Source organism: Pandoraea sp. XJJ-1, from assembly GCF_026802345.1.
Classification (GTDB): Bacteria; Pseudomonadota; Gammaproteobacteria; order Burkholderiales; family Burkholderiaceae; genus Pandoraea; species Pandoraea cepalis.
Genome location: NZ_CP113827.1, coordinates 5,325,604 through 5,346,958 on the forward strand (window position 1 = coordinate 5,325,604; position 21,355 = coordinate 5,346,958).

The following is a 21,355-nucleotide window of genomic DNA, read 5'->3' on the forward strand; positions in this document are numbered from 1 at the left end:
TTGTCTGCACTACTTTGTGTCTTATCCGCGCACGTGTGCCGATCCCGATGGGAGCGCAGACGTGATCCGACATAAAAGCAGGCGTATTACCGGTATGACGTAGTCGCAAGGCACGCAACGGACGCCACCCATCTTTCGGGAGACTCAGATGCAGGCGACTTTGGCAGTGCCTCAACAGAACCTGGCCCGTCAGCGCCGTCACGCGATCGTGGCGACGGTGATCGGCAACGGTCTCGAGTGGTTCGACTTCACCGTGTACAGTTTCTTCGCGGCCATCATCGCGAAGCAATTCTTCCCCACCGGCGACGATCTGTCGTCGTTTCTGCTGGCCGTGGCCACGTTCGGCGTGGGCTTCTTCATGCGCCCGGTCGGCGGCATCGTGCTCGGCATCTATTCCGACCGCGTGGGCCGCAAGGCGGCCCTGTCGCTCACCATTCTGCTCATGGCCGCCGGCACCGCGATGATCGGCCTGGCCCCGACCTACGATCAGATCGGCCTGGGCGCGCCCCTCATCATCGTGCTGGCGCGTTTGCTGCAAGGCTTCTCGGCCGGCGGCGAAATGGGCGGCGCAACGGCCTTCCTGACCGAGTACGCACCCGCCAATCAGCGCGCCTATTACTCGGCCTGGATTCAGTCGAGCATTGGCTTCGCCGTGCTGCTCGGCGCGGCCGTGGGCACGTTCGTGACAACGGAACTCGATCACGCCTCGCTCGTGTCCTGGGGCTGGCGCGTGCCGTTCCTCGTGGGCATGCTCATCGGCCCGGTCGGCTTCTACATCCGTCACAAGATCGACGAAACGCCGACGTTCCAGCACGCCGAGAAGTCCGATACGCCGTTGCGCGACGTGCTCTCGCAGTATCCGCGCGAGACACTCGCCAGCTTCTCCATGGTTGTGCTGTGGACGATCTGCACTTACGTGCTGCTGTTCTACATGCCGACGTATGCCCAGCGCGTGCTCAAGCTGCAGGCCTCCGATGGCTTCACGGCGGGCATGGTCGGCGGCGCGATGATTCTCGTGTTCGCGCCGGTGGTGGGACGTCTGGCGGATCGCTACGGACGCCGTCCGTTCCTGTCGGGATCGGCCCTGCTGATCCTGCTGCTGGCATGGCCGATGTTCACGTACCTGAACGTGGCCCCTGGCCTGCACTCGCTGCTGATGTTCCAGATCGTGTTCGGCCTGCTCATCGCTTGCTATACCGGCCCGATTCTCGCGGCGTTCTCCGAGATGTTCCCCGCGAAGGTGCTCTCGACGGGTCTGTCAGTAGCCTATAACTTCGCGGTGACGATCTTTGGCGGCTTCGCCGCGCTCATCATCACGTGGCTGATTGCCCGCACGGGCAGCAACATGGCGCCGGCCATCTACGTGATCGTCGCGGCGGCCATCAGCCTCGTCGGCACGTGCTTCGTGAAGCCGCTGCCCAAGGCCTGAGTCCCCTGTCGTCCGGGCGCGCCCTCACCGGCGCGCCTTATGCATTTTTTCAAGGAATCCCCCCATGTCCGTTACCCTGCTTCGCGGCGGCAATGTGCTCGATGCAGCCGCCGGCCGTCTGCTCGAGCGTCACGACGTAGTTATTGAGGGCAATCGCATTGCGGCGCTCAGCGCCACGCCGCTCGACATCGACGGCGCGACGGTGATCGACGTCACCGGCAAGACCGTCATGCCCGGCATGATCGACTGCCACGTGCACGTGCTCGCGTCGCATCCCAACCTCGGCACGAACGCCAGCCAGCCGAACGTGCTCACCGTGCTCAAGTCACTGCCGATCATGCAGGGCATGCTCAATCGCGGCTTCACAACCGTGCGTGACGCCGGCGGCGCCGATTGGGCGTTGCAACAGGCCATCGAGCAGGGCGTGATTCCCGGGCCGCGCATTTTCCCGTCGGGCAAGGCGCTCTCGCAGACGGGCGGGCATGGCGACTTCCGTCCCCGCAGCGACACGCTGGAGCCGTGCTCGTGCGCGTTTCGCGCGGGGGCGATCGGGCGCGTCGTCGATGGCGTCGATCCGATCCGCCTCGCCGTGCGCGAGGAGATTCAGAAAGGCGCCACGCAGATCAAGCTGATGGCCTCGGGGGGCGTGGCGTCGCCGGTCGATCCCATTGCCAACACGCAATACTCGGAAGACGAGATCCGCGCAGCGGTCGCGGAAGCGGAGGCGGCGCAAACCTATGTGATGGCCCACGCCTACACCCCGCGGGCGATTGCCCGCGCTGTGCGCTGTGGCGTGCGTACCATCGAGCACGGCAATCTTTGCGACGCCGAGACGGCAAAGCTCATGGCGGAGAAAGGGGCTTATGTGGTGCCGACGCTGGTCACCTACGACGCGCTGGCCAAGGACGGCGCGTCGCTGGGCCTGCCGCCGGAGTCGGTGGCCAAGGTGGAGAGTGTGCAGCGCGCCGGTCGCGAATCGCTTACGATCTATCGCGACGCCGGCGTGAAGATGGGCTTCGGCTCCGACCTGCTCGGCGACATGCACAAGTACCAGTCCGACGAGCTGACGATCCGTGCCGACGTGCTGGGGGCCGCCGAAGCGCTTCGCTCGGCAACGGTCATCGGTGCGGAGATTCTGAATCGCGCGGGCGAGCTGGGTGTGATCGCACCGGGCGCGCTGGCCGACGTGCTGGTCGTCGAGGGGAATCCGCTCGAATCCATCGAGGTGCTGAACGGCCAGGGCGAAAACATCCGCTGGGTCTTCAAGGACGGCAAGGTCGCCAAGCAGCCGGAATAACCGCAATCACCGGAGCCGCCGCCCGGCAACACGCGCAAGCGCGTTCGCGGTGGGCGGAAAACGAAGCGCCGCGATGTCTCGCACATCGCGGCGTTTTTTTGTTGCGTAAGCAGTCGTTGCCGGTGGTGCCTCGATACCCCGATTCCGACAATTCGACGCGCGAATGAAAAGCGCGGCCGGGCACCGCTGCATAGACTCCTCGCAATGTCGCGCAGAAGGTGTCTACCCATGAAGCTCGCTCCGCCATCCTACCTGTCATTAGGCTTCGATACCGCCTTTGGCGGGCGTGTCGCCAAGCCCTTATCGCCAACGCCCGGGTCCGAATGGAAACAGGTCGGGGTTCGGCAGCATGCGCCAGCCCCTGGATTGGCCTCGTCGGCCACCGCTGGCGCCGATACCTTACCCACGATCGAAACGCTCCGGGCCGACATTGTCGCCAACCTGGCCGCGATCAAGCGCGACTGGGATGCGGCGGCGCAAGCGGTCAGCCCCGCAGCGGTCCGGGGCAAACTGTCCGGCGAGTACGACGCCATCGCGCGACTGTCGGAAACCATCTCGACGCACGCAGCGTCCGATATTCTCGGCATCGATGCACTGATCGACCAGTTCGAGAAGGCCATCGTGAAAATCGGCAAGGCACGCGATCTGTCGTTCACGTCATCCAAGCGCGTCGACGCGCAACAATCGATCTCCGACACGGCACAACTGACGCCGAAAGCGAAGGCGGGGTTCGACGCGCTCCGTCATTTGAAAGCCGCGCTCGACACGATGGTGGGCACGACATCGGCGCGACGGGTTCTGGAGGACCAGCAGCGGGCCCTGGAGAACGCGGAGATGACGCCGGCAGCGCTTCGACAAGCGAAGGCAGAGCTATACGCGGCGTTCGTGGTGACGGGCGATCTGTTGAGCAAGTCCGAGCCGCTGATCAACCACTATCTGACCGAGGCCCAGGCCGCCATCCCGGGAGAGAAGCGGAGATGGAAGACAAGAATCCTGATTCTCGTCTCGTTCCTGGTCATCACGGTCTCGTTAGGGGTCGCGTCGGCGGTGCTTCCCGGGTTGCTGCCCGCAATCGTCGGTCTCGCGCTGGGGTTGAAGCTCGCCTCAACGGCGGCCGGTGTGTTGACGGCCTGCAACGGGATATTCAACGTCTTCGGTTATGCCCGCAATCGCGGCTGGGGCAAGCTATCGAACGAGATCACAGCGATCAAGAACCTGAACGACGCCGTCAATCGCGGGCTGGATGCGCGGCACAGTGCGCATCAATCGGGGGCGACCACCGAGATACAGGCGCGTCTCGACGAGCTCAGTCGTGACATTGCGCGCACCACACGCAATCAACGCGTGCTCAACGAGAATCTCGAGCATCTCGATCACACGTTTGGGAATACCCGGCTTTGACGGCGAGCCGTTGGCTCGGCGAGGGTTCATTCAACACGAGGAGACAAAATCACCATGCGTCCAATCAAGTACGTATCTGCCGCGCCCACCGTCGATTTGGCGCAACGCTATCGGACACTCGCCGCGCAAGGGCAGATCAGGGACGCCCTGACGGAGGCGGAAAGCGGCCTCGCGGAACTGCTGAGCCTGCAGAATGCGGCGCTGTCCCGCGTCGAGCGCCTCGTCCGTCAGGCGAACGCGGGCGCTGCGGCGCACGATGCATCCGCTGACGAGGCGCAACCCCTGCTCAGCGCCGAGTCGTTCAGGAACGACATGGCACAGTGTGGATCGAGTCCCAACGGCGAGACCGCCCGTGTGACCAGAACTGCCGTACAGACGCCTCCCTCTACAACGCCTCGCCCGCTGCCGCGCCCATGAAAAACACCCCAAAGATTGGATTTACGTCCAACTTTTGGGGTGCAGTTCACCGGGCTGCTTTTCTCTTCCAGCAAGACGCCGACGCGGCGGTCGGCGCGACCTTATTTCTTCCACCCGGGCGTGACGAACACCGAGCGCACATCTTCAAGCGTTTGCGAGACCGTCTCACGCGCACGTTCCGTACCGGCGCGCAGCATGTCCCACACGAACTCCGGATTCTTGGCGAATTCCTCGCGACGCTCACGCATCGGGCGCAGCATCTCCTGCAACCGCTCTTCCAGACGCGCCTTCACCTTCGAGTCGGCCAGACCGCCGCGCACGTAGTGATCCTTGAGCGCCTGCAAGCCTTCCTTGTCTTCGTCGAAGGCGTCGAGGTACGCGAATGCCACATTGCCTTCCAGATGCCCCGGATCTTCCACCTTCAGATGCAGCGGATCGGTGTAGCACTTCTTCACGGCGGCACGGATCTCGTCCGGCGTCGACGAAATGTTGATCACGTTGCCCAGCGACTTGCTCATCTTGGCCTTGCCGTCGATGCCCGGCAGACGCCCGATCGGCGGCACCAGTGCCTTCGCTTCGACCAGGATCTCGCGATCGGCCAAACGATTCAGACGGCGCACGATTTCGTTGGTCTGCTCGATCATCGGCAACTGGTCTTCGCCGACCGGCACGAGCGTTGCCCGAAACGCCGTGATGTCGGCCGCCTGACTGACCGGATACGTGAGGAAGCCCGCCGGAATATCGCGCTCGAAGTTGCGCAGGCCGATCTCCTGCTTGACGGTCGGATTGCGCTCCAGGCGCGCCACGGTCACGAGGTTCAGGTAGTAGAACGTGAGTTCGGTCAATTCGGGTAGCCACGTCTGCACGCAGATGGTCGTCACGCTGGGGTCGATGCCGACGGCCAAATAGTCGAGCGCCACTTCCGAGACGTTGCGGTGTACCTTGCCACGATCGTCGGTGTTGTCCGTCAACGCCTGCGCGTCGGCGACCAGGATGAACTGTTTGTATTCGTGCTGATACGCCACGCGGTTCTTCAGACTGCCGACATAGTGGCCCAGATGCAGCGGCCCCGTCGGGCGGTCACCCGTGAGGATCACCTTGCGATCCGCAGGTGCCTTCGAAACACTCATTTTCCTCTCCGTATTCAAGCGCTTATGGCGAGCCCCGATGCTCCGTGCGCGATGGACGGCCTCCCGTCGCAACGCCACCGCCGGCATCCGGCTCACCCCGTTGCGTCAACCGTAACCCCCGAATGGTAGCGCGTCGGCGGGATGGCGGTACAGAAACACACCCGCCGCAAGGCGCAACTACGTTTGCCGCCCCCAGAAAAAAACGGGGGCCGAAGCCCCCGCTTGGATACGTCAACGTCGGTGCAAACCGGTACGTCTCGATTAGCGCGCCGTCACCACCGGAATGCCCTTGAGCGACTTGCCGCTGCTGCGAGCATGCGCCAGCGCCTGCTCGACGGCATCGCTCGTGGCGGGCGTCACGTTCAGCCGTGCCGCAATCGTGGCCTCGACGCGCTTGACCATCGCCAGGTTCGCCAGCTTCACATGACCATAGCCGCGAATCTTCGCCGGCGCTTCGGCCAGCGCGATCACGTCAGCCAACGTGTCGGCCGACAGGCCCGCCAACGCACGCTCCAGCGTCGTGCGATAGTCCGCGATCAACTGACGCTCCATGCGGCGCTCCAGCGTGTAACCGAAGACGTCGAGTGCACCGCCGCGCAATCCGCGCAGCTTCGCCATGCCGCGCAGCACCGGCCACAGCCACGGCCCGATCGTCACCTTCTTCGGCACCGCACCGTCCTTGCCGCGGGCAATCAGCGGCGGCGCCATATGGAACTCGACACGGAAGTCGCGTCCCGGCTTGCCCTCGAAGGTCTCGCCCAGCGCGTCGGCGAACGCCGTTTGCGCATACAGTCGCGCCACTTCGTACTCGTCCTTGTACGCCATCAGGCGCGAGAGCTGCTGCGCCACGGCGCGCGACAAGCGGCCAGGCGCCCCCGCCACACGCGTTTCCGCATCGGCCACCTGCTTCACGAAGGCAGCGAACTGCGCCGCATACGCTGCACTCTGGTACTGCGTCAGCAACGTCACGCGATGCGCAACGAGCTCGTCGAACGTCATGTCGTCGGCGACCGGGGCATGCACCGGCACCGGCGTGGCCTTGGCCGTCGTCTGCGTCAGCGCCGTCGGATCCCCCGCCGCCAACCGACCGATCGCCAGCGCCAGCTGGTTCATCGGCACCGCCACGTTGTTCAGTTCGATCGCACGTTGCAGTGCATGCAGCGACACCGGTACCAGCCCCAGTTGCCACGCAAAGCCGAGCATGATGATGTTCGCGCCCATCGTGTCGCCGAGGAAACGCTGGGCGAGCGCCTGAGCGTCGCACGCATCGAGCTTGTCGCTACCTGCCGCATGACGCATCTTCTCGAGCAGCGCGTCGGCATGAAGATTCGCGTCGGGGTTCTGCACGAACGTCGCGTTCGGAATCGCATGCGTGTTGACCACCACGCGCGTGCGGTCGCGTCGCACGGTTTGCAGCGCATCCGCACTGGCGCCCACCACCATGTCGCACGCGAGCAGCACGTCGGCCTGCTGCGTGTCGATACGCACCTGGTTGAGTGCTTGCGGCGTGTTGGCGAAGCGCACGAACGACAGCACCGCGCCGCCCTTCTGCGCGAAACCCATGAAGTCGAGCACCGACGCGCTCTTGCCTTCGAGGTGCGCTGCCATCGTGATGAGCGCGCCAATCGTCACCACACCGGTGCCGCCCACGCCCGTGACCATGATGTCGAACGGTGCATCGCCGGCGAGCGCGCTCGGCTGCGGCAGCGCGTTCAGACGCCCTTCGAAGGCCGCCTGATCGAAGGCGGCGGCGAGCGCCTTCTTCAACTGCGCGCCCTTGACCGACACGAAGCTCGGGCAGAAGCCGTTCACGCAGGAGAAGTCCTTGTTGCACGACGACTGATCGATGCGACGCTTGCGCCCCAGTGCCGTTTCCACCGGCTCGACCGACAGGCAGTTCGATGCCACGCCGCAATCGCCGCAGCCTTCGCAAACCGCCTCGTTGATGAACAGACGCCGATCCGGATTCGGGAATTCGTTTTTCTTCCGACGACGACGCTTCTCGGCCGCGCACGTCTGATCGTAGATGAGCACGGTCGTGCCCGCGATCTCGCGCAACTCGCGCTGCACGGCGTCGAGTTCGCTACGGTGATGGAACGTCGTGCCCTTCGGGAACTGGCCTTCGTGGCCGATGTACTTCTCCGGCTCGTCGCTCACCACGACAAGTTTCGCAATGCCCTCGGCTTCGACCTGACGCGCGATCTGCGGCACCGAAATCGAACCGTCGACCGGCTGGCCACCCGTCATCGCCACGGCGTCGTTGTAGAGAATCTTGTAGGTGATGTTCGCCTTCGAGGCCACGGCCTGGCGAATCGCGAGCAGACCGGAGTGGAAGTACGTGCCGTCGCCCAGATTCTGGAAGACGTGCGCACGCTTGGTGAAGTGCGAGTGCGCGGCCCAGTCCACGCCCTCGCCGCCCATCTGGATCAACCCCGTCGTGTCGCGATCCATCCACGACGCCATGAAGTGACACCCGATGCCGGCCTGCGCGATGGAGCCTTCGGGCACCTTCGTCGACGTGTTGTGCGGGCAACCCGAGCAGAAATACGGCACGCGGCGCACGCCGTCGGCGGCGTTCGACAGGATGTCGTGCGCCACGAGATCGACCACACGCTCACGACGATCCAGCGCCGGGCGATGCTTCGCCAGCCACTCGGCGAACACCGGCAACACGCGCGACGGCCGCAACTCGCCCAGCGCGGAGAGCAGCGCGCGGCCCTCGGCGTCGGTCTTGCCGAGCACGCTCGGGCGCGTGCCCGTCGCGCGGTTGTACAGGTATTGCTTGATCTGCTGCTCGACGACGGGGCCCTTTTCCTCGATCACGAGGATTTCCTCCAGGCCAGCGACAAACGTGTCCAGGCGCGACATATCCAGCGGGAACGACAGGCCGACCTTGTAGATGCGCACACCGGCCGCGGCAAGATCGTCGACGGTGATGTCCAGGCGGCGCAGCGTCTCCATCAGGTCGAGATGTGCCTTGCCGCACGTCACGATACCGATGTCGGCGTCCGGGGCCGGGGCAATCCACTTGTCGATGCTGTTCACGCGCGAAAAGGCGCGCACGGCGTCGAGCTTGTCCGCCAGACGCGCTTCGAGCGCCAGGCTCGGCAGATCGGGCCAGCGGTTGTGCAGGCCACCCGCAGGCGCAACGTAGTCCGACGGCTCGACCCAGTCAGTGCGGATCTTGTCGAGATCGACGGTGCCGCGCGATTCGACCGTCTCGGAGATGGCCTTCAAGCCAGCCCAGGCGCCCGAGAAGCGCGACAGCGCATAACCGTAGAGACCGAATTCGACGAGCTCGCCGATGTCGGCCGGGTTGAGCACGGGCATGCTCCACGACATCATCGTAAAGTCGCTCTGATGCGGCATCGACGACGACACGCAACCGTGGTCGTCGCCCGCCACCACAACCACGCCACCGTGGCGCGACGCCCCGTAAGCGTTACCGTGCTTGAGTGCATCGCCCGCGCGATCCACGCCCGGCCCCTTGCCGTACCACATGCCAAACACACCCTCGACGGTGCGCTCCGGGTCGGCTTCCACGCGTTGCGTGCCCATGACGGCGGTACCGCCCAACTCTTCGTTGATCGCCGGCAGGAACTTGACGTTGGCCGCATCCAGCAGCTTCTTCGCCTTCCACAACTGCTGATCCACGCCGCCGAGCGGCGAGCCGCGATAGCCGCTGATGAAACCCGCGGTGTTCAAGCCCCGCGCGGCGTCGAGCTGATGCTGCATCAGCAGGATGCGCACGAGCGCCTGCGTGCCGGTGAGGAAAATCTGACCGCGACTGGCCGCGAGCGCGTCGGAGAGCTGGTAATCGGGATGGGCCAGGGGATTGGCCGTCGGCGTCGCGAGGGCGGCGCGCATGGGGGCATTCATTGTGTCTCTCCTGATCCCCCGCGGCCTGCGTCAGATCGATCTGACGGCGACATCGGCCGTGTTTCGGGGGCAATTGTTCTGTTCGTCTCGACGTTCCGACCGCATCGAGCGGCCACGCATCGGTATGCAAGCAGTGTATGGGGAGGCACGAGAAAGATTTTTACTATTTCACTCCGTTTGGCGCACAATAAGAAACGTTCATTTCGTAAACGGCGGTTTTGAGAAATGGAATTACTCGATAATTTTGCGCGCCAGATTCTGCGACTGTTGCAGATCGACTCGCGCCGCTCGGCGCAGGAGCTGTCGGATAACGTGGGGTTGTCGGCAACTCCGTGCTGGCGGCGCATCAAGGACATGGAGCAAAGCGGCGTGATCCAGCGCTACACGGTGCTGCTCGATCGGGAAAAGCTCGGCCTGCACGTATGCGCCCTGGCCCACGTACAACTCACCCGCCATACGGAGGGCGGCACGGAGCAGTTCGAGCGCGAAATCCGCACCTGCCCGGAAGTGACGGAGTGCTACAGCACCACGGGCGAAGCCGACTACATCCTCAAAATCGTGGCGCCCGACATCAAGGCCTACGACGCGTTCCTGCACGAACACATCTTCCGTCTGCCCGCGGTGGCCAACGTCAAGACCAGCGTCGTGCTGCGTGAAATCAAGTTCGATACGAGCCTGCCGATCTGACGCGCGGCTTTCATCCCCTTCCCATTCATTGACATCGCGTCACCTCGCCCCTTGACGCGTCGGTCGTTCTTCGTCAACAATGCAAATGATTCTTATTAACATTTTCGTCTCAAGGCCGAACCTATCCGGCCGCGGGACGTGAGATCTTTCGCCAGCCGCGCCTGCCGGCGTGTTCCCGAGCCTTGATAACGACACGCGGAACACGACGATTGCCACGAGCGCTTGCCAGCCAGCAACGGGGTTTTCTTGCTCTGGGAGCCAGCAGTGAAGCAGTCGTCAAGCGGCGGGGGCCGCGCTATTGTCATGTCAACGCGCCGGGGTGGCCGGAAATTCGGCACCCACGGCTCGATCCGATCCGAAGATTCGCAACGCGATCGTGCGCGTCGATGGCGTCTTCGCCCGCTCGCAGGGGCGGTGCTTGCTGCGTTCTGGTCGCCCGCGGTCTTCGCGCAACCGGCCTCGAGCATGGGCTCGGCCCGGTCGGTTGAGACGCTTCAACTCGCGCAAGCCTCGCCCAACACGCCCTTGCAGCTCGCTGAAGCCAATCTGCGGGAGGTGAACGTCACGGCGACGCGCACGCCGACCGAAGCGGATCGAACCCCGGCGTCGATTTCGGTCATTACCGATCAGGATCTCGAAGAACAACAAGCGCAAGACATCAAGGAGGCCCTGCGCTACGAGCCAGGCGTCACGGTGCGCCGTGCACCGTATCGACCCGCATCGGCGGCCGCCGGCGGCGGTCGCGACGGCAATTCGAGCATCAACATTCGTGGCCTCGAAGGCAACCGCGTGGCGCTCTTCGAAGACGGCATCCGCATGCCGTCCGGCTATGCGTTCGGTCCGCTCGAAGCGGGTCGCGGTGATTACATGAGCATGGACGTGCTGCGCCGCATCGAAATCCTGCGCGGCCCCGCCTCTTCGCTCTACGGCAGCGACGGGCTCACCGGCGTCGTCAACTTCCTCACCAAGGATCCGCAAGACCTGCTTGATGTCTTCGGCAAGTCGACCTACTTCTCTCTGCGTCCCTACTACAACTCGATAGACCGCAGTTTCGGCACGACCGCCCAGGCCGCGTGGGGCGGCGAGCAGTGGCAGGGCATGGTGATCGTCGACGGCAACAAGGGCCACGAACTCGACGGCAAGGGCACCAACAACTCGGCCAGCACGTCGCGCACAACGGCCAACCCGCAGGACAGCAACGGCGACTCCGTGCTCGGCAAACTGGTCTTCAAGGCCACGCCCCGCTCGACGTTCAAGCTCACGGGCGAGACCGTGCGCCGTCGGGTGGACGCGAGCGTTCTGTCGGCCATCAATCCGCCCACGACGCTGGGTCTGACCACGAGCGATCGTCTAGAACGCAACCGCGTCAGCCTCGATTACGACTTCAACGACGCGTCGCAGGCCTATGTCCAGAACGCGCACGCGCTGCTGTACTTCCAGGACGCGAAAAACAGCCAGTTCGCGTACGAGCAACGCACGGCGGGCGATCGCACGCGCGACAACACGTACAAGGAGCGCACCGTCGGCGGCGCCGTGCAGGCGGAAAGCCACTTCACGACCGGCCCGCTCGCGCACAAGTTCGTGTACGGCGCCGACGCGAGCCTCGCGTACATCACCAGCTATCGCAACGGCACCGTGCCCGGCATGGGCGAGTCGTTCCCCAACAAGGCGTTCCCGGACACCGACTACACACTGTTCGGCGCCTTCGCGCAGGACGAGATCCGCTACGGCGCGCTGAGCGTCACACCGGGCATTCGCTACGACGCCTACTGGCTCTCGCCGAAGCAGAACGATCCGCTGTATGTGTCGCAGACGGCCTCCGGCGCGCGCGTTCAACCGACTTCGTCGAACGATGGCGCGTTCTCGCCGCGCCTGGCGGTCATGTACGAGATCGCCCCTTCGCTGATTCCGTACGTGCAGTACGCACGCGGCTTCCGCACGCCAACGCCCGATCAGGTCAACAACGGCTTCTCGAATCCGATCTTCGGTTACATGTCGATCGCGAACCCGAACCTCAAGCCCGAGACGAGCGACACGTTAGAGCTGGGGTTGCGCGGACGCCTCGCCACCACGCTCGGCCCCGTCACCTACAGCACCGCCGTCTTCGCCGGCAACTACCGCAATTTCATCTCGCAGCAGAACATCAGCGGCTCGGGCCGCCCGAGCGATCCGCTCATCTATCAGTACGTGAACTACAGCCGTGCCCGCATCCAGGGCTGGGAGGGCCGCGCCACGTGGGCGCTCCAGGGCGGCGTGACGCTGCGCACGGCGATGGCCTACACACACGGCACGACGCAAAACAACGGCGCCGCCACCCAGCCGCTCAACACCGTCAATCCGTTCTCGATGGTGCTCGGCGTGCGCTACGAGCCGAACACGACGTGGTTCGCGCAAGCCGACCTGCTCTTTCAGGCCGCGAAGGCACAAAGCCAGATCGCGAAAACCTGCACCTCGGGCACGCAGCAGAACCAGACCTGCTGGGCGCCGCCGTCGTCGGTCGTACTCGACCTGTCGGGCGGCTATCGCCTCAACAAGTCCGCGACGCTCTACGCCGGCATCTACAACGTGTTCGACCGCAAGGCCTGGAACTGGTCGGACGTGCGCGGCCTCGCCGATAGCTCAACGCTCAAGGACGCGTATTCGGCACCGGGCCGCAGCGTGGCCGTGAGCCTGAAGCTTCAGTACTGATTCGACGGCTCGAGACTCGCAACGGCGCACCCGCCATCACGCAACGAACGCAATCCCCGCCACCAAGGAATCGCCATGATGAACACGCAAACCGCTACTCCCGCCGCCCGCCCGGCGTTCCCCGCGCTCGCCGACGTCACCCGTCTGCGCAGCGACTTCCACCGCGTCAAGACCGAACGGAACCTGCGCGATCGCGACGCCGCCGCCGCCCTGGGCGTCTCCGAAGGCGAGACGGTCGCGGCGTTCGTCGGCGAGCACGTCGTGAGGCTGCGTCCCGAGTTCATCGAGATCGTCGAAGCGTTGCCCGCGCTGGGGCGCGTGATGGCGCTCACGCGCAACAACGCCGCGGTTCACGAAAAGGACGGTCAGTACGAGAAGCTCTCGCACACGGGCACCATTGGCCTGGGGCTCGGCAAAGACCTCGACCTGCGCGTCTTCTATCACCAATGGGCGTTCGGGTATGCCGTCGAAACGCCGACGGAGAACGGCCCCCGCCGCTCGTTGCAGTTCTTCGACAAGACCGGCACTGCCGTGCACAAGATGTTCCTGCGCGATCACAGCGACGCGCTTGCGTATGACGCCCTCGTCGCCCGCTTTCGCGCGAGCGACCAGACGCCGGGTCAGCACGTCGTCGCTGCCGACGCCCCGAAGGCCGAGACGCCCGACGCCGACATCGACGCCGCCGCCTTCCAGCGCGACTGGCTGGCCATGACCGACACCCATCAGTTCTTCGAACTGCTCAAGCGGCACCGAGTGTCGCGCGCCCAAGCTTTGCGTCTCGCCCCCGAAGGTCATGCGCAGCGCGTGAGGGCGGCATCGGTGCGCGCGTTGCTCGACGATGCCGCCGGCACCGCCCTGCCGATCATGGTGTTCGTCGGCAACGCGGGCATGATCCAGATCCACACGGGGCCGGTCACGACGATTCGCGTCATGGGTCCGTGGGTCAATGTGCTCGATCCGGGCTTCAACCTGCATCTGCGTGAAGACCTCGTCGACTCGGCCTGGATCGTGCGCAAGCCGACGGCAGATGGCATCGTCACCTCGCTGGAACTGCTCGATGCCTCGGGCATGGTGATCGCCATGTTCTTTGGTGAGCGCAAGCCCGGGCAGGCCGAGCGCGACGACTGGCGCGAGACGCTCGCTCGAGTGAGGCATGCGTCGCACGCGGAAGACGCACAAGGCGTCACGGAGACTTCGACGTGAACCGCCCGATCGACACACGCGGGGCCTCGCGGCGCGCGCTGTTGACCAGCAGCGCTGCGCTGGCAGCCGGCGCGTGGCTGGGCGCGCGCGTCATGACGACGCAGGCCAACGCAACGACGCCTGAGGCGCCTGGGCGAGGCGGGCCGAAGCGCGTCGTGGTCGCAGGCGGCGCACTCACCGAAATCGTCTACGCGCTCGGTGCGCAGGATCGCGTGATCGCCAACGATCTGACGAGCCTGTATCCGGAAGCGGCCACCCGGCTGCCCAAGATCGGGTACCTGCGCACCTTGTCGGCGGAAGGCGTGCTCTCGCTGCGTCCCGACCTGCTGCTCGCGGGCGCGGAAGCGGGTCCGCCCAACGTGCTGTCGCAGATCGCGGCGGCGGGCGTGCCGGTCGAGCGCTTCGTACACGGCTATACCGCCGAGCGAGTGCTCGACAACATTCGCGCCGTTGCCACCGCTCTGCGCGTGCCCAAGGACGGCGCACGTGTGGCGGACCGCTTTACCGCCGACTGGCTGCGCGTTCGCGACGACGTCGAACAACGGTATGGCATCGCGCGCCGCCCACGCGTGCTGTTCATCCTCGGCCACATGGGCAACCAGGTGATGGTGGCGGGGCAAGACACGGCGGCGCACGCCATGCTCGCCTACGCCGGTGCGGAGAATGCGTTGCGTGGCTTCACCGGCTATCGGCCGCTGACGGCGGAAGCGGCCGTCGCGGCCCAGCCCGACGTGCTGCTCACGACCACGACCGGGCCATCGCCCGCCGATCCCGCGGTAACGCTGCTCGCACAACCGGGGCTCGCGAACACACCCGCCGGACGCGCCAAACGCGTGGTGAGCTTCGATGCGCTGTATCTGCTCGGCTTCGGTCCGCGACTGCCGCTGGCGGTTGCCGATCTCGCGCTGCGCGTGCACACCGTTTGACCATGCGCCAAGGCTATCCCGAAATCCGCCATTCGCCCGTAAACGAAACTATGCCAGCCGCGCCTGCGCTACCAAAGTCGTTGCCATCACGCCCCTCTGAAGCGGGACGGCCCACGACCGTTGCCGCCACACTGCATCACACCGGCACGGTGCGACGCCGCCCGCCACGATGGTGCGTCATGACGGCACTGGCCGCCTTGCTCGCCGTCGCGGTGCTCGCTGCGCTATGCGGCGGGGCCTATCGCATCGCGCCCGGAGAAGCGATTGCTGTGCTGTTCCGGGGCGCCACAGGGGACTTCGCGCAGGACCAGGCACGCAACGTCATGTTGCAGATTCGCCTGCCGCGCATCGTGCTCGGTATCCTGGTCGGCGCGGGCTTCGGCGCCGCCGGCGCCGCGTTGCAGGCCCTCTTCCGCAACCCGCTCGCCGACCCCGGACTGATCGGCGTGGCCAGCGGTGCGGCGTTGGGCGCGGCAGGGGTGATCGTCCTCGGCGGTGTTCTGCTTCCGGCGGCGCTCGCGGCGTCGCTCGGCCTGTGGATGCTGCCGGTGGCGGCGTTCGTCGGTGCGCTTGGCGTCACCACGCTCGTCTACCGTCTGGCCGCGGGACGCGGTCGCCTCGCCCTGCCGTTGCTGTTGCTCGCCGGCATTGCGATCAATGCCGTCTCGGGGGCGGCCATCGGTTTGCTCACCTACCTCGCCGACGATACGCAGTTGCGCACGCTCACCTTCTGGACGCTCGGCAGTCTCGGTGGCGCGCAATGGCCGATGCTCGGCGTAATCGTATGGCCGGTCGCGCTGGGGATCGTCGCGCTCGCCACACAGTGCCGCTCGCTGAACGCCTTGTTGCTGGGCGAAGCGGAGGCGTTGCATCTGGGCGTCGCCGTGCAGTCGGTCAAGCGTCGAGTGATGGTGGCATGCGCGCTGTGCATCGGTGCGCTGGTCGCGTCGAGCGGCATGATCGGATTCATCGGCCTGATCGCACCGCATATCGTGCGGCTGGTCGTCGGGCCCGACCCGCGCGCCGTGCTCCCGGCAGCCGCGCTCTTCGGTGCGATCCTGACGTTGCTTGCCGATCTGGTCGCGCGCACCTGGGTTTCGCCGGCCGAGTTACCGTTGGGCATTCTCACGGCACTGCTCGGCGCGCCGTTCTTCCTGATGCTGCTGTGGCGACGCCGCGGACAGTTTGGGCTATGACGCTCATCGATCCGGTCTGATAGAACAGGACATCGCCATGCTCAGTGCACACGACCTCACGATTGCCCACACCGATTCGCCCGTGCTCGACGGCCTGTCGCTCGACATCCGTCCCGGCGAACTGCTGGTGCTGCTTGGCCGCAACGGCGCGGGCAAGAGCACGCTGCTCAAGGCGATGGCCGGCGATCCGCTGCCCACGCGCACGCACATGCGCGGCGACATCACGCTCAACGGTGCGCCGCTCGCGCAATACGCCCCGGCGGCGTTGGCTCGCTTGCGTGCCGTGCTGCCGCAAACGGCGCAGTTGGCGTTTCCGTTCAGTGCGCTTGATATCGTGGCGATGGGGCGTCTGCCCTACCCGAAATCGCACAGACGGGACGCCTCCGGCAAGACCGTCGCGAGCGATACGGAAATCGCGACGCTCGCGCTGGAACGCGCGGGGGCGCTGCCGCTACGGCAGCGTGACGTGATGACCTTGTCTGGCGGGGAATGGGCGCGAGTGCAGTTTGCACGAGTCCTTGCGCAGCTATGGCCCGACGACGAGGCTTCGGCCCCGTCGGTGCCGCGCTATCTGCTGCTGGACGAACCGACGGCGGCGCTCGACCTGGCGCATCAGCATCACCTGCTCTCGCTCACGCGCGAACTTGCCGCAACGTGGGGATTCGGTGCGATGGCCATCGTGCACGACGTCAACCTCGCGGCGCGTCACGCGGACCGTATGGCGTTGCTTGCCAACGGACGCATTCTTGCAGAAGGGATACCTCGCGACGTGATGCGCGCCGACCTCATCGAGGCAACGCTCGGCTTGCCGGTGCACGTGATGACGCCTGAGACATTGCCCGGCTATCCAAGGCTCAAAGCCGCATCCGCAGGCGTGCCCTTCGCATTGCCCGCGTGAACACGCCACGCGGTTCACGCGTCGGCGCGACCTGGGCCCAACCCCGTTCATCCCAACGGCGTCAGACCGCTCAGGCAGCGGGCACGCCGTCCTTTGCGAGATTCGCGCGTGCGCACAAGACGGCGGCGAGATCCCACAGGGCGTAGCCCACGCTCTTGAAAATCACCGGCCCGCTCGAACGGAAGCGATCGGGGGTGATGATGGCGTCGAGCAACGGTGCGGCACGTCCCCAGTCGATGGCCGCATGCAGCAGATCGCCGGCTTCGTGCTTGACCTCCCAGGTATCGACGACGAGCGTGCCGCGCACGGCGGCGTCGCGGCACAACTGCGGCGGCAACTCGCGCATGTCCGGACGGAACGCACCGACGCCCGCGACGAAGATGTCGTCGCGCCAGCGCAGCACGTCGCTATCGGGCAGCACAGGCTCGCTGCTGGTGGTCGCGGCAATCACGATGCTCACGGTGTTCAGCACAGGCTCCACCGCGTCGACCACGGTCGCTTCCACACCAAGCGTAGCGGCATGTTCCGCGAGCGCGTGGGCGCGCTCCGCGCTGCGTGAAAAGATCATGAAGTGCCGCGTGCCCATGCCTGCGGCAAACGCTTCCAGGTGCGCCCTCGCCTGCACGCCCGCTCCGACGATCAACACCGGTCCCTTGGGGCGCGGCGCGAACTTGCGGGCGGCGAACAGCGTCACGGCGGCCGTGCGTCGACCGGTGATGGTGGGCCCGTCGAGCAACATTAATCGCTCTCCGGTATGCGGATCGAACACCATCACCTCACCGATGATGGAAGGCTTTCCCGCACGGCAATTCTCCGGATGCACGGTGATGTGCTTGGTCATCGCGACATCGCGATTGGCGGCGGGCATCACCAGCAGCACACCGCCACGGCGGCCGCGTTCCGGTTCGGTCAACGCGAAATGCAGACGCGCGGGCGCGCGCGCGGTGCCCGCGCGCATCTCCATGAGCATGGCCTCGATGCCGTCGGCCAACTGAGGGTACGGCAACAACTGTGCGGTTTGACGCGCATCCAGCGTGATCATCGATATGTCTCCGCTCCGGGGCGTGCGTCATTGTCGGGCGGCGGCGCGCTCGTCGCCGTCACATTGCGTCACGCATTGGCAGGTCTGATTCGAGTGTAGCCTGCATCGCGTGAACGCGTCTGCCGCATCAAAAATTATTCGCGATGCAGCGCACATGCGCTCAGCGACTCGCATTGCGCATGCGCTTGCCATCGTCGAGCGTCGCACCGCGCACTTCGAAGTGCACGCGGTCACGCATTGCTCCGGCAGCATCGACGAGTTCGAGCGTGTGACGCCCCGGCCACGGCAGCCACCCCACACGCGCACGGCCCGCAAGCGGCTTGCCGTCGAGCCGCCATGCCGCCCCCTTCGGCCAGGCGGCCGCCACCTGGAACCACAGACGCTGGTTCGCCGGCGGAATATCCGGGTCGAGCGCCACGATCGTGCCGTCGGGCGGCCCGGCAATTCGCCAGAGCGGTCCGCCGGGCGCTTTGGTCGCGAGCGAGGAAAGCACGATTGTGCGCTGCGACGTTCCGCGAAGAAACCACTCGTCGCGTGCAGGTTCAACGCGCTCGGCGTACTGCACCGCAACATGCTCAAGTCCGGGCGGCGGCGTGGGCGGCAGGCTCGCCGTGCGTCGATGCAGATAGTCCATGAGGCGATGCCAGATCGGTGCGGCTCCCGACACCCCGGAGACGTCCCACATCGGCGCACCGTCGGCATTGCCCACCCACACCCCGACCGTATAGTGTCGCGAGTACCCGACGGCCCAGTTGTCGCGCATGTCCTTGCTGGTGCCCGTCTTCACGGCGGTCCAGTAGCGCGTCGAGAGCGGGCTGTCGAGCCCGAACGTGCGGGTGCGCGCCTGCCGGTCGGCGATCATGTCAGAGACGATGAAACTCACCTGCGGCGAAAAGACGGTCGTGGGCATCACCTCCCTCGCGCGCGCTTTCGTGACGTCACCCGCGCGCGGGCGTACCGACGCCGGCATGCGCTCGTTCACGCCGCTGGCGGTGCCTCCGTTGGCGAGCGCGCGATAGGCATTCGCGAGCGTGAGCAGTGTCACGTCGGCGCTGCCAAGCGCGAGACTGTAGCCGTAGAAGTCGCCGCTTTGCGTGAGCGGCAAGCCGAGTGACACGAGCGTCTGGGCGAACCTGCGCGGTGTGACCATCACGAGCGTGCGCACGGCCGGCACGTTCAGCGACGAGGCCAGCGCCGTACGCGCGCTGATCCAGCCCTTGAAGTGATGATCGTAGTTCTGCGGAATGTACAGGCCGCCCCCCGTGGGCAGATCGATGGGAGAATCGTCGAGGAGCGACGCTGCCGTCAGGCGATGCTCCGCAATCGCCTGGGCGTAGAGAAATGGCTTGAGTGTCGAGCCGGCCTGTCGCAGCGACGTGACGCCATCGACCTGCGCCGCCGACGACAATGGCCCGGAGGAACCAACCCACGCGAGAATGTCGCCGCTTGCGTTATCGATGACGACAATGGCCCCGTCCTGCACGTTGCGCGAACGTCCCGGCGTGCCCAGCTCGCGCAGCGTCTGCTGCAAGGTGGTCACCGCCATGCGCTGGAGATTTGCGTCCAGCGTGCTGACAATTCGCGTGCCCGCGGGCGGACGACTCGCGCTGAACACTCGACGCGCGAAATGCGGTGCAAGGCCAACGGCATCGCGCGTCGTCATGACGCTTGCCGGTCGCGAAAACACGAGTTGCGCGTAGCCATCGAGGCCGTTGCAGTCAGACGCCTGCCTCATGTCACGCAGAATGCCGCAGGCGCGCTGCGCCACGCGCGCGGCGGGCGCGTTCGGCGCGCGCAGCAGCGCAACGGCCAACGCCGATTCGCGCGCGTCGAGTCCGCTGGGGAACTTGCCGAACAGCGTTTGCGAGACGGCCGAGATGCCGACGAGCTCGCCCCGAAACGGCACGAGGTTCAGATAGGCCTCGAGAATCTGATCCTTACGCCAGCGCTGCTCCAGCCACAACGCCGTTGCCGCCTGACCGATCTTCTGCGAAACGGATCGATTGCGGGTACTCGGTCGCAGATCGTCGTCGAGCAGCCCCGCCAACTGCATCGTCAGCGTGGAGGCGCCGCGCGTGCGCGTGTGCCAGAGGTTGCCCCACGCGGCGGCGGCCACGCCGCGCCAATCGACGCCACTGTGCTCGTAAAAGCGCTTGTCCTCGGAAACGATCAACGCCTCGCGAAAAGCGGGCGAGACATCGGCGAGCGTTACCCAGTCGCCGCGTTGCGCCTGCATGTCGGCCCGCAGGCGCTGCAAGGGTTCGCCGCGACGATCCAGCAGGATCCAGTCCGACGCGCGCCAGTCACGATGCACCTCGTCAAACGACGGGACGGCGCGCGCGGGTGCCGGGGACAGAAATGCCCCGAGCATCAGCGCAACGCTCAACACGACCTGACGGCCAACGCCCCAGCCCCGATGTTCAATCACGGCGCACATGCTTCTCACCCGGTTGCGACAAATCCGCGGGACGCACTGCCAGGATGCCGGCCGCGAGCATCAGTTGCGCGAGTGCGTAAAGAATCCAGATGGCGTACTCCTGCGCCATGATGGGGCCCACGAAGCGCGTGGTGCCGATGAGCGCGTCCGAGACCGTGAAAAGCAGCGCGCCGACGGCGGCCCATTCGCTCGGCAGGTCGGCCAGCAGCGCCGCCGAGGCCATCATCGCCAGCACGATCACGTAGCACGCCACTGGTGCCTTGAGTTCCCCCATTCCCGGCCAGTACATCGCGTACGCCAGCGCCGCCGCCGCCCACACCAGCACGATGGCGACGCGATGCCAACCGGGCACCTTCGCCCAAGGGCGCCGCAAGCGCCAGAACAACACGAAATACGCGAGATGGGCCAGCAGGAATGCGCCAAGGCCCAGAATGAAACCTTGCGCCAAGGTCGGCGAGGCGAGCAGCACGTCACCCGCGCCCGACAGGATCAGCGCCGCGCAAAGCCACACCCGCTCGCGCGGCACCCGGTGGTAAAGCGCCGCGAACAACAACAATGCACACAACAGCACCTTTGCAATGCCCTGGTCGGCATAAGGTGCGCCGCGCAACGCCAACGCATAGGCGGCGCCCGCAATCGCGGCCAGCCACCAGAAGCGGCGCGCCTCTCGTGGCAGCGCCGCCGCCGGGTCAAAGAAGTTCGACGTCATGACAGTGCGCCCCCCA

15 protein-coding genes are annotated in these 21,355 nt (G+C 65.8%); 10 read left to right on the plus strand and 5 right to left on the minus strand.

Annotated features, from left to right (window positions below):
• Positions 1-148: 148 nt before the first annotated feature.
• The 4 genes from OYT13_RS24650 to OYT13_RS24665 all read left to right on the plus strand — a co-directional run bounded on the left by OYT13_RS24650 (position 149) and on the right by OYT13_RS24665 (position 4,544).
• Positions 149-1,429, plus strand: a complete 1,281-nt coding sequence (locus OYT13_RS24650; protein WP_017233846.1) for an MFS transporter — start codon at positions 149-151, stop codon at positions 1,427-1,429.
• Positions 1,430-1,493: 64 nt separating this feature from the next.
• Positions 1,494-2,726 carry a metal-dependent hydrolase family protein gene (locus tag OYT13_RS24655; RefSeq protein ID WP_268567074.1) on the plus strand — a complete coding sequence of 411 codons (1,233 nt, stop codon included), beginning with the start codon at positions 1,494-1,496 and terminating at the stop codon, positions 2,724-2,726.
• A 228-nt stretch (positions 2,727-2,954) separates the two neighbouring features.
• On the plus strand, positions 2,955-4,127 hold the full coding sequence (locus tag OYT13_RS24660; RefSeq protein WP_268567075.1) for a hypothetical protein: 1,173 nt from the start codon (positions 2,955-2,957) through the stop codon (positions 4,125-4,127).
• Positions 4,128-4,181: 54 nt separating this feature from the next.
• On the plus strand, positions 4,182-4,544 hold the full coding sequence (locus OYT13_RS24665; RefSeq protein ID WP_268567076.1) for a hypothetical protein: 363 nt from the start codon (positions 4,182-4,184) through the stop codon (positions 4,542-4,544).
• Positions 4,545-4,645: 101 nt separating this feature from the next.
• On the opposite strand, the gene trpS is transcribed toward OYT13_RS24665, so the two are convergent.
• Positions 4,646-5,674 (minus strand): tryptophan--tRNA ligase, encoded by a 1,029-nt coding sequence (gene trpS / locus OYT13_RS24670; protein ID WP_017233850.1) that lies wholly within the window; start codon positions 5,672-5,674, stop codon positions 4,646-4,648.
• Positions 5,675-5,935: 261 nt separating this feature from the next.
• The gene (locus OYT13_RS24675; RefSeq protein ID WP_268567077.1) at positions 5,936-9,553 is read right to left on the minus strand and encodes an indolepyruvate ferredoxin oxidoreductase family protein; all 3,618 of its coding nucleotides are present in this window, start codon (positions 9,551-9,553) and stop codon (positions 5,936-5,938) included.
• 225 nt (positions 9,554-9,778) lie between these two features.
• Between OYT13_RS24675 and OYT13_RS24680 the strand changes: the two genes are divergently transcribed.
• The 6 genes from OYT13_RS24680 to OYT13_RS24705 all read left to right on the plus strand — a co-directional run bounded on the left by OYT13_RS24680 (position 9,779) and on the right by OYT13_RS24705 (position 17,151).
• Positions 9,779-10,240: an Lrp/AsnC family transcriptional regulator gene (locus OYT13_RS24680; RefSeq protein WP_130027606.1), complete on the plus strand. Its 462-nt coding sequence runs from the start codon at positions 9,779-9,781 to the stop codon at positions 10,238-10,240.
• Positions 10,241-10,543: 303 nt separating this feature from the next.
• On the plus strand, positions 10,544-12,928 hold the full coding sequence (locus OYT13_RS24685) for a TonB-dependent hemoglobin/transferrin/lactoferrin family receptor (protein ID WP_268567078.1): 2,385 nt from the start codon (positions 10,544-10,546) through the stop codon (positions 12,926-12,928).
• A 75-nt stretch (positions 12,929-13,003) separates the two neighbouring features.
• Complete coding sequence (locus OYT13_RS24690) at positions 13,004-14,131, plus strand: hemin-degrading factor (protein ID WP_017233854.1); 1,128 nt, start codon at positions 13,004-13,006, stop codon at positions 14,129-14,131.
• A gap of 92 nt (positions 14,132-14,223) precedes the next feature.
• Positions 14,224-15,057: a heme/hemin ABC transporter substrate-binding protein gene (locus tag OYT13_RS24695; protein WP_369751575.1), complete on the plus strand. Its 834-nt coding sequence runs from the start codon at positions 14,224-14,226 to the stop codon at positions 15,055-15,057.
• 50 nt (positions 15,058-15,107) lie between these two features.
• Entirely contained in the window at positions 15,108-16,253 is a 1,146-nt protein-coding gene (locus OYT13_RS24700; RefSeq protein ID WP_268567079.1) for a FecCD family ABC transporter permease, read from the plus strand.
• 37 nt (positions 16,254-16,290) lie between these two features.
• Positions 16,291-17,151, plus strand: coding sequence for a heme ABC transporter ATP-binding protein (locus tag OYT13_RS24705; protein ID WP_017233857.1), 861 nt, complete (start codon positions 16,291-16,293; stop codon positions 17,149-17,151).
• Positions 17,152-17,221: 70 nt separating this feature from the next.
• Here the strand turns inward: OYT13_RS24705 and OYT13_RS24710 are convergent, their stop codons facing one another.
• From OYT13_RS24710 to OYT13_RS24720, 3 genes are all read right to left on the minus strand, one after another.
• Complete coding sequence (locus tag OYT13_RS24710; RefSeq protein ID WP_017233858.1) at positions 17,222-18,193, minus strand: delta(1)-pyrroline-2-carboxylate reductase family protein; 972 nt, start codon at positions 18,191-18,193, stop codon at positions 17,222-17,224.
• 160 nt (positions 18,194-18,353) lie between these two features.
• Positions 18,354-20,630 (minus strand): penicillin-binding protein 1C, encoded by a 2,277-nt coding sequence (gene pbpC, locus OYT13_RS24715; RefSeq protein ID WP_268567080.1) that lies wholly within the window; start codon positions 20,628-20,630, stop codon positions 18,354-18,356.
• A complete protein-coding gene (locus OYT13_RS24720) occupies positions 20,614-21,339 on the minus strand; it encodes a lysoplasmalogenase (RefSeq protein WP_268567081.1) in 726 nt (241 codons plus the stop codon). Before OYT13_RS24720 ends, pbpC begins: the two co-directional genes overlap by 17 nt.
• Positions 21,340-21,355 lie beyond the last annotated feature (16 nt).

Bases quoted from the DNA above. Each gene is read 5' to 3' on its own strand.
- OYT13_RS24650 (WP_017233846.1), top strand. From the start codon at position 149: ATGCAGGCGACTTTGGCAGTGCCTCAACAGAACCTGGCCCGTCAGCGC.
- OYT13_RS24655 (WP_268567074.1), top strand. From the start codon at position 1,494: ATGTCCGTTACCCTGCTTCGCGGCGGCAATGTGCTCGATGCAGCCGCC.
- OYT13_RS24660 (WP_268567075.1), top strand. From the start codon at position 2,955: ATGAAGCTCGCTCCGCCATCCTACCTGTCATTAGGCTTCGATACCGCC.
- OYT13_RS24665 (WP_268567076.1), top strand. From the start codon at position 4,182: ATGCGTCCAATCAAGTACGTATCTGCCGCGCCCACCGTCGATTTGGCG.
- trpS (WP_017233850.1), bottom strand. From the start codon at position 5,674: ATGAGTGTTTCGAAGGCACCTGCGGATCGCAAGGTGATCCTCACGGGT.
- OYT13_RS24675 (WP_268567077.1), bottom strand. From the start codon at position 9,553: ATGAATGCCCCCATGCGCGCCGCCCTCGCGACGCCGACGGCCAATCCC.
- OYT13_RS24680 (WP_130027606.1), top strand. From the start codon at position 9,779: ATGGAATTACTCGATAATTTTGCGCGCCAGATTCTGCGACTGTTGCAG.
- OYT13_RS24685 (WP_268567078.1), top strand. From the start codon at position 10,544: ATGTCAACGCGCCGGGGTGGCCGGAAATTCGGCACCCACGGCTCGATC.
- OYT13_RS24690 (WP_017233854.1), top strand. From the start codon at position 13,004: ATGATGAACACGCAAACCGCTACTCCCGCCGCCCGCCCGGCGTTCCCC.
- OYT13_RS24695 (WP_369751575.1), top strand. From the start codon at position 14,224: ATGACGACGCAGGCCAACGCAACGACGCCTGAGGCGCCTGGGCGAGGC.
- OYT13_RS24700 (WP_268567079.1), top strand. From the start codon at position 15,108: ATGCCAGCCGCGCCTGCGCTACCAAAGTCGTTGCCATCACGCCCCTCT.
- OYT13_RS24705 (WP_017233857.1), top strand. From the start codon at position 16,291: ATGCTCAGTGCACACGACCTCACGATTGCCCACACCGATTCGCCCGTG.
- OYT13_RS24710 (WP_017233858.1), bottom strand. From the start codon at position 18,193: ATGATCACGCTGGATGCGCGTCAAACCGCACAGTTGTTGCCGTACCCT.
- pbpC (WP_268567080.1), bottom strand. From the start codon at position 20,630: ATGTGCGCCGTGATTGAACATCGGGGCTGGGGCGTTGGCCGTCAGGTC.
- OYT13_RS24720 (WP_268567081.1), bottom strand. From the start codon at position 21,339: ATGACGTCGAACTTCTTTGACCCGGCGGCGGCGCTGCCACGAGAGGCG.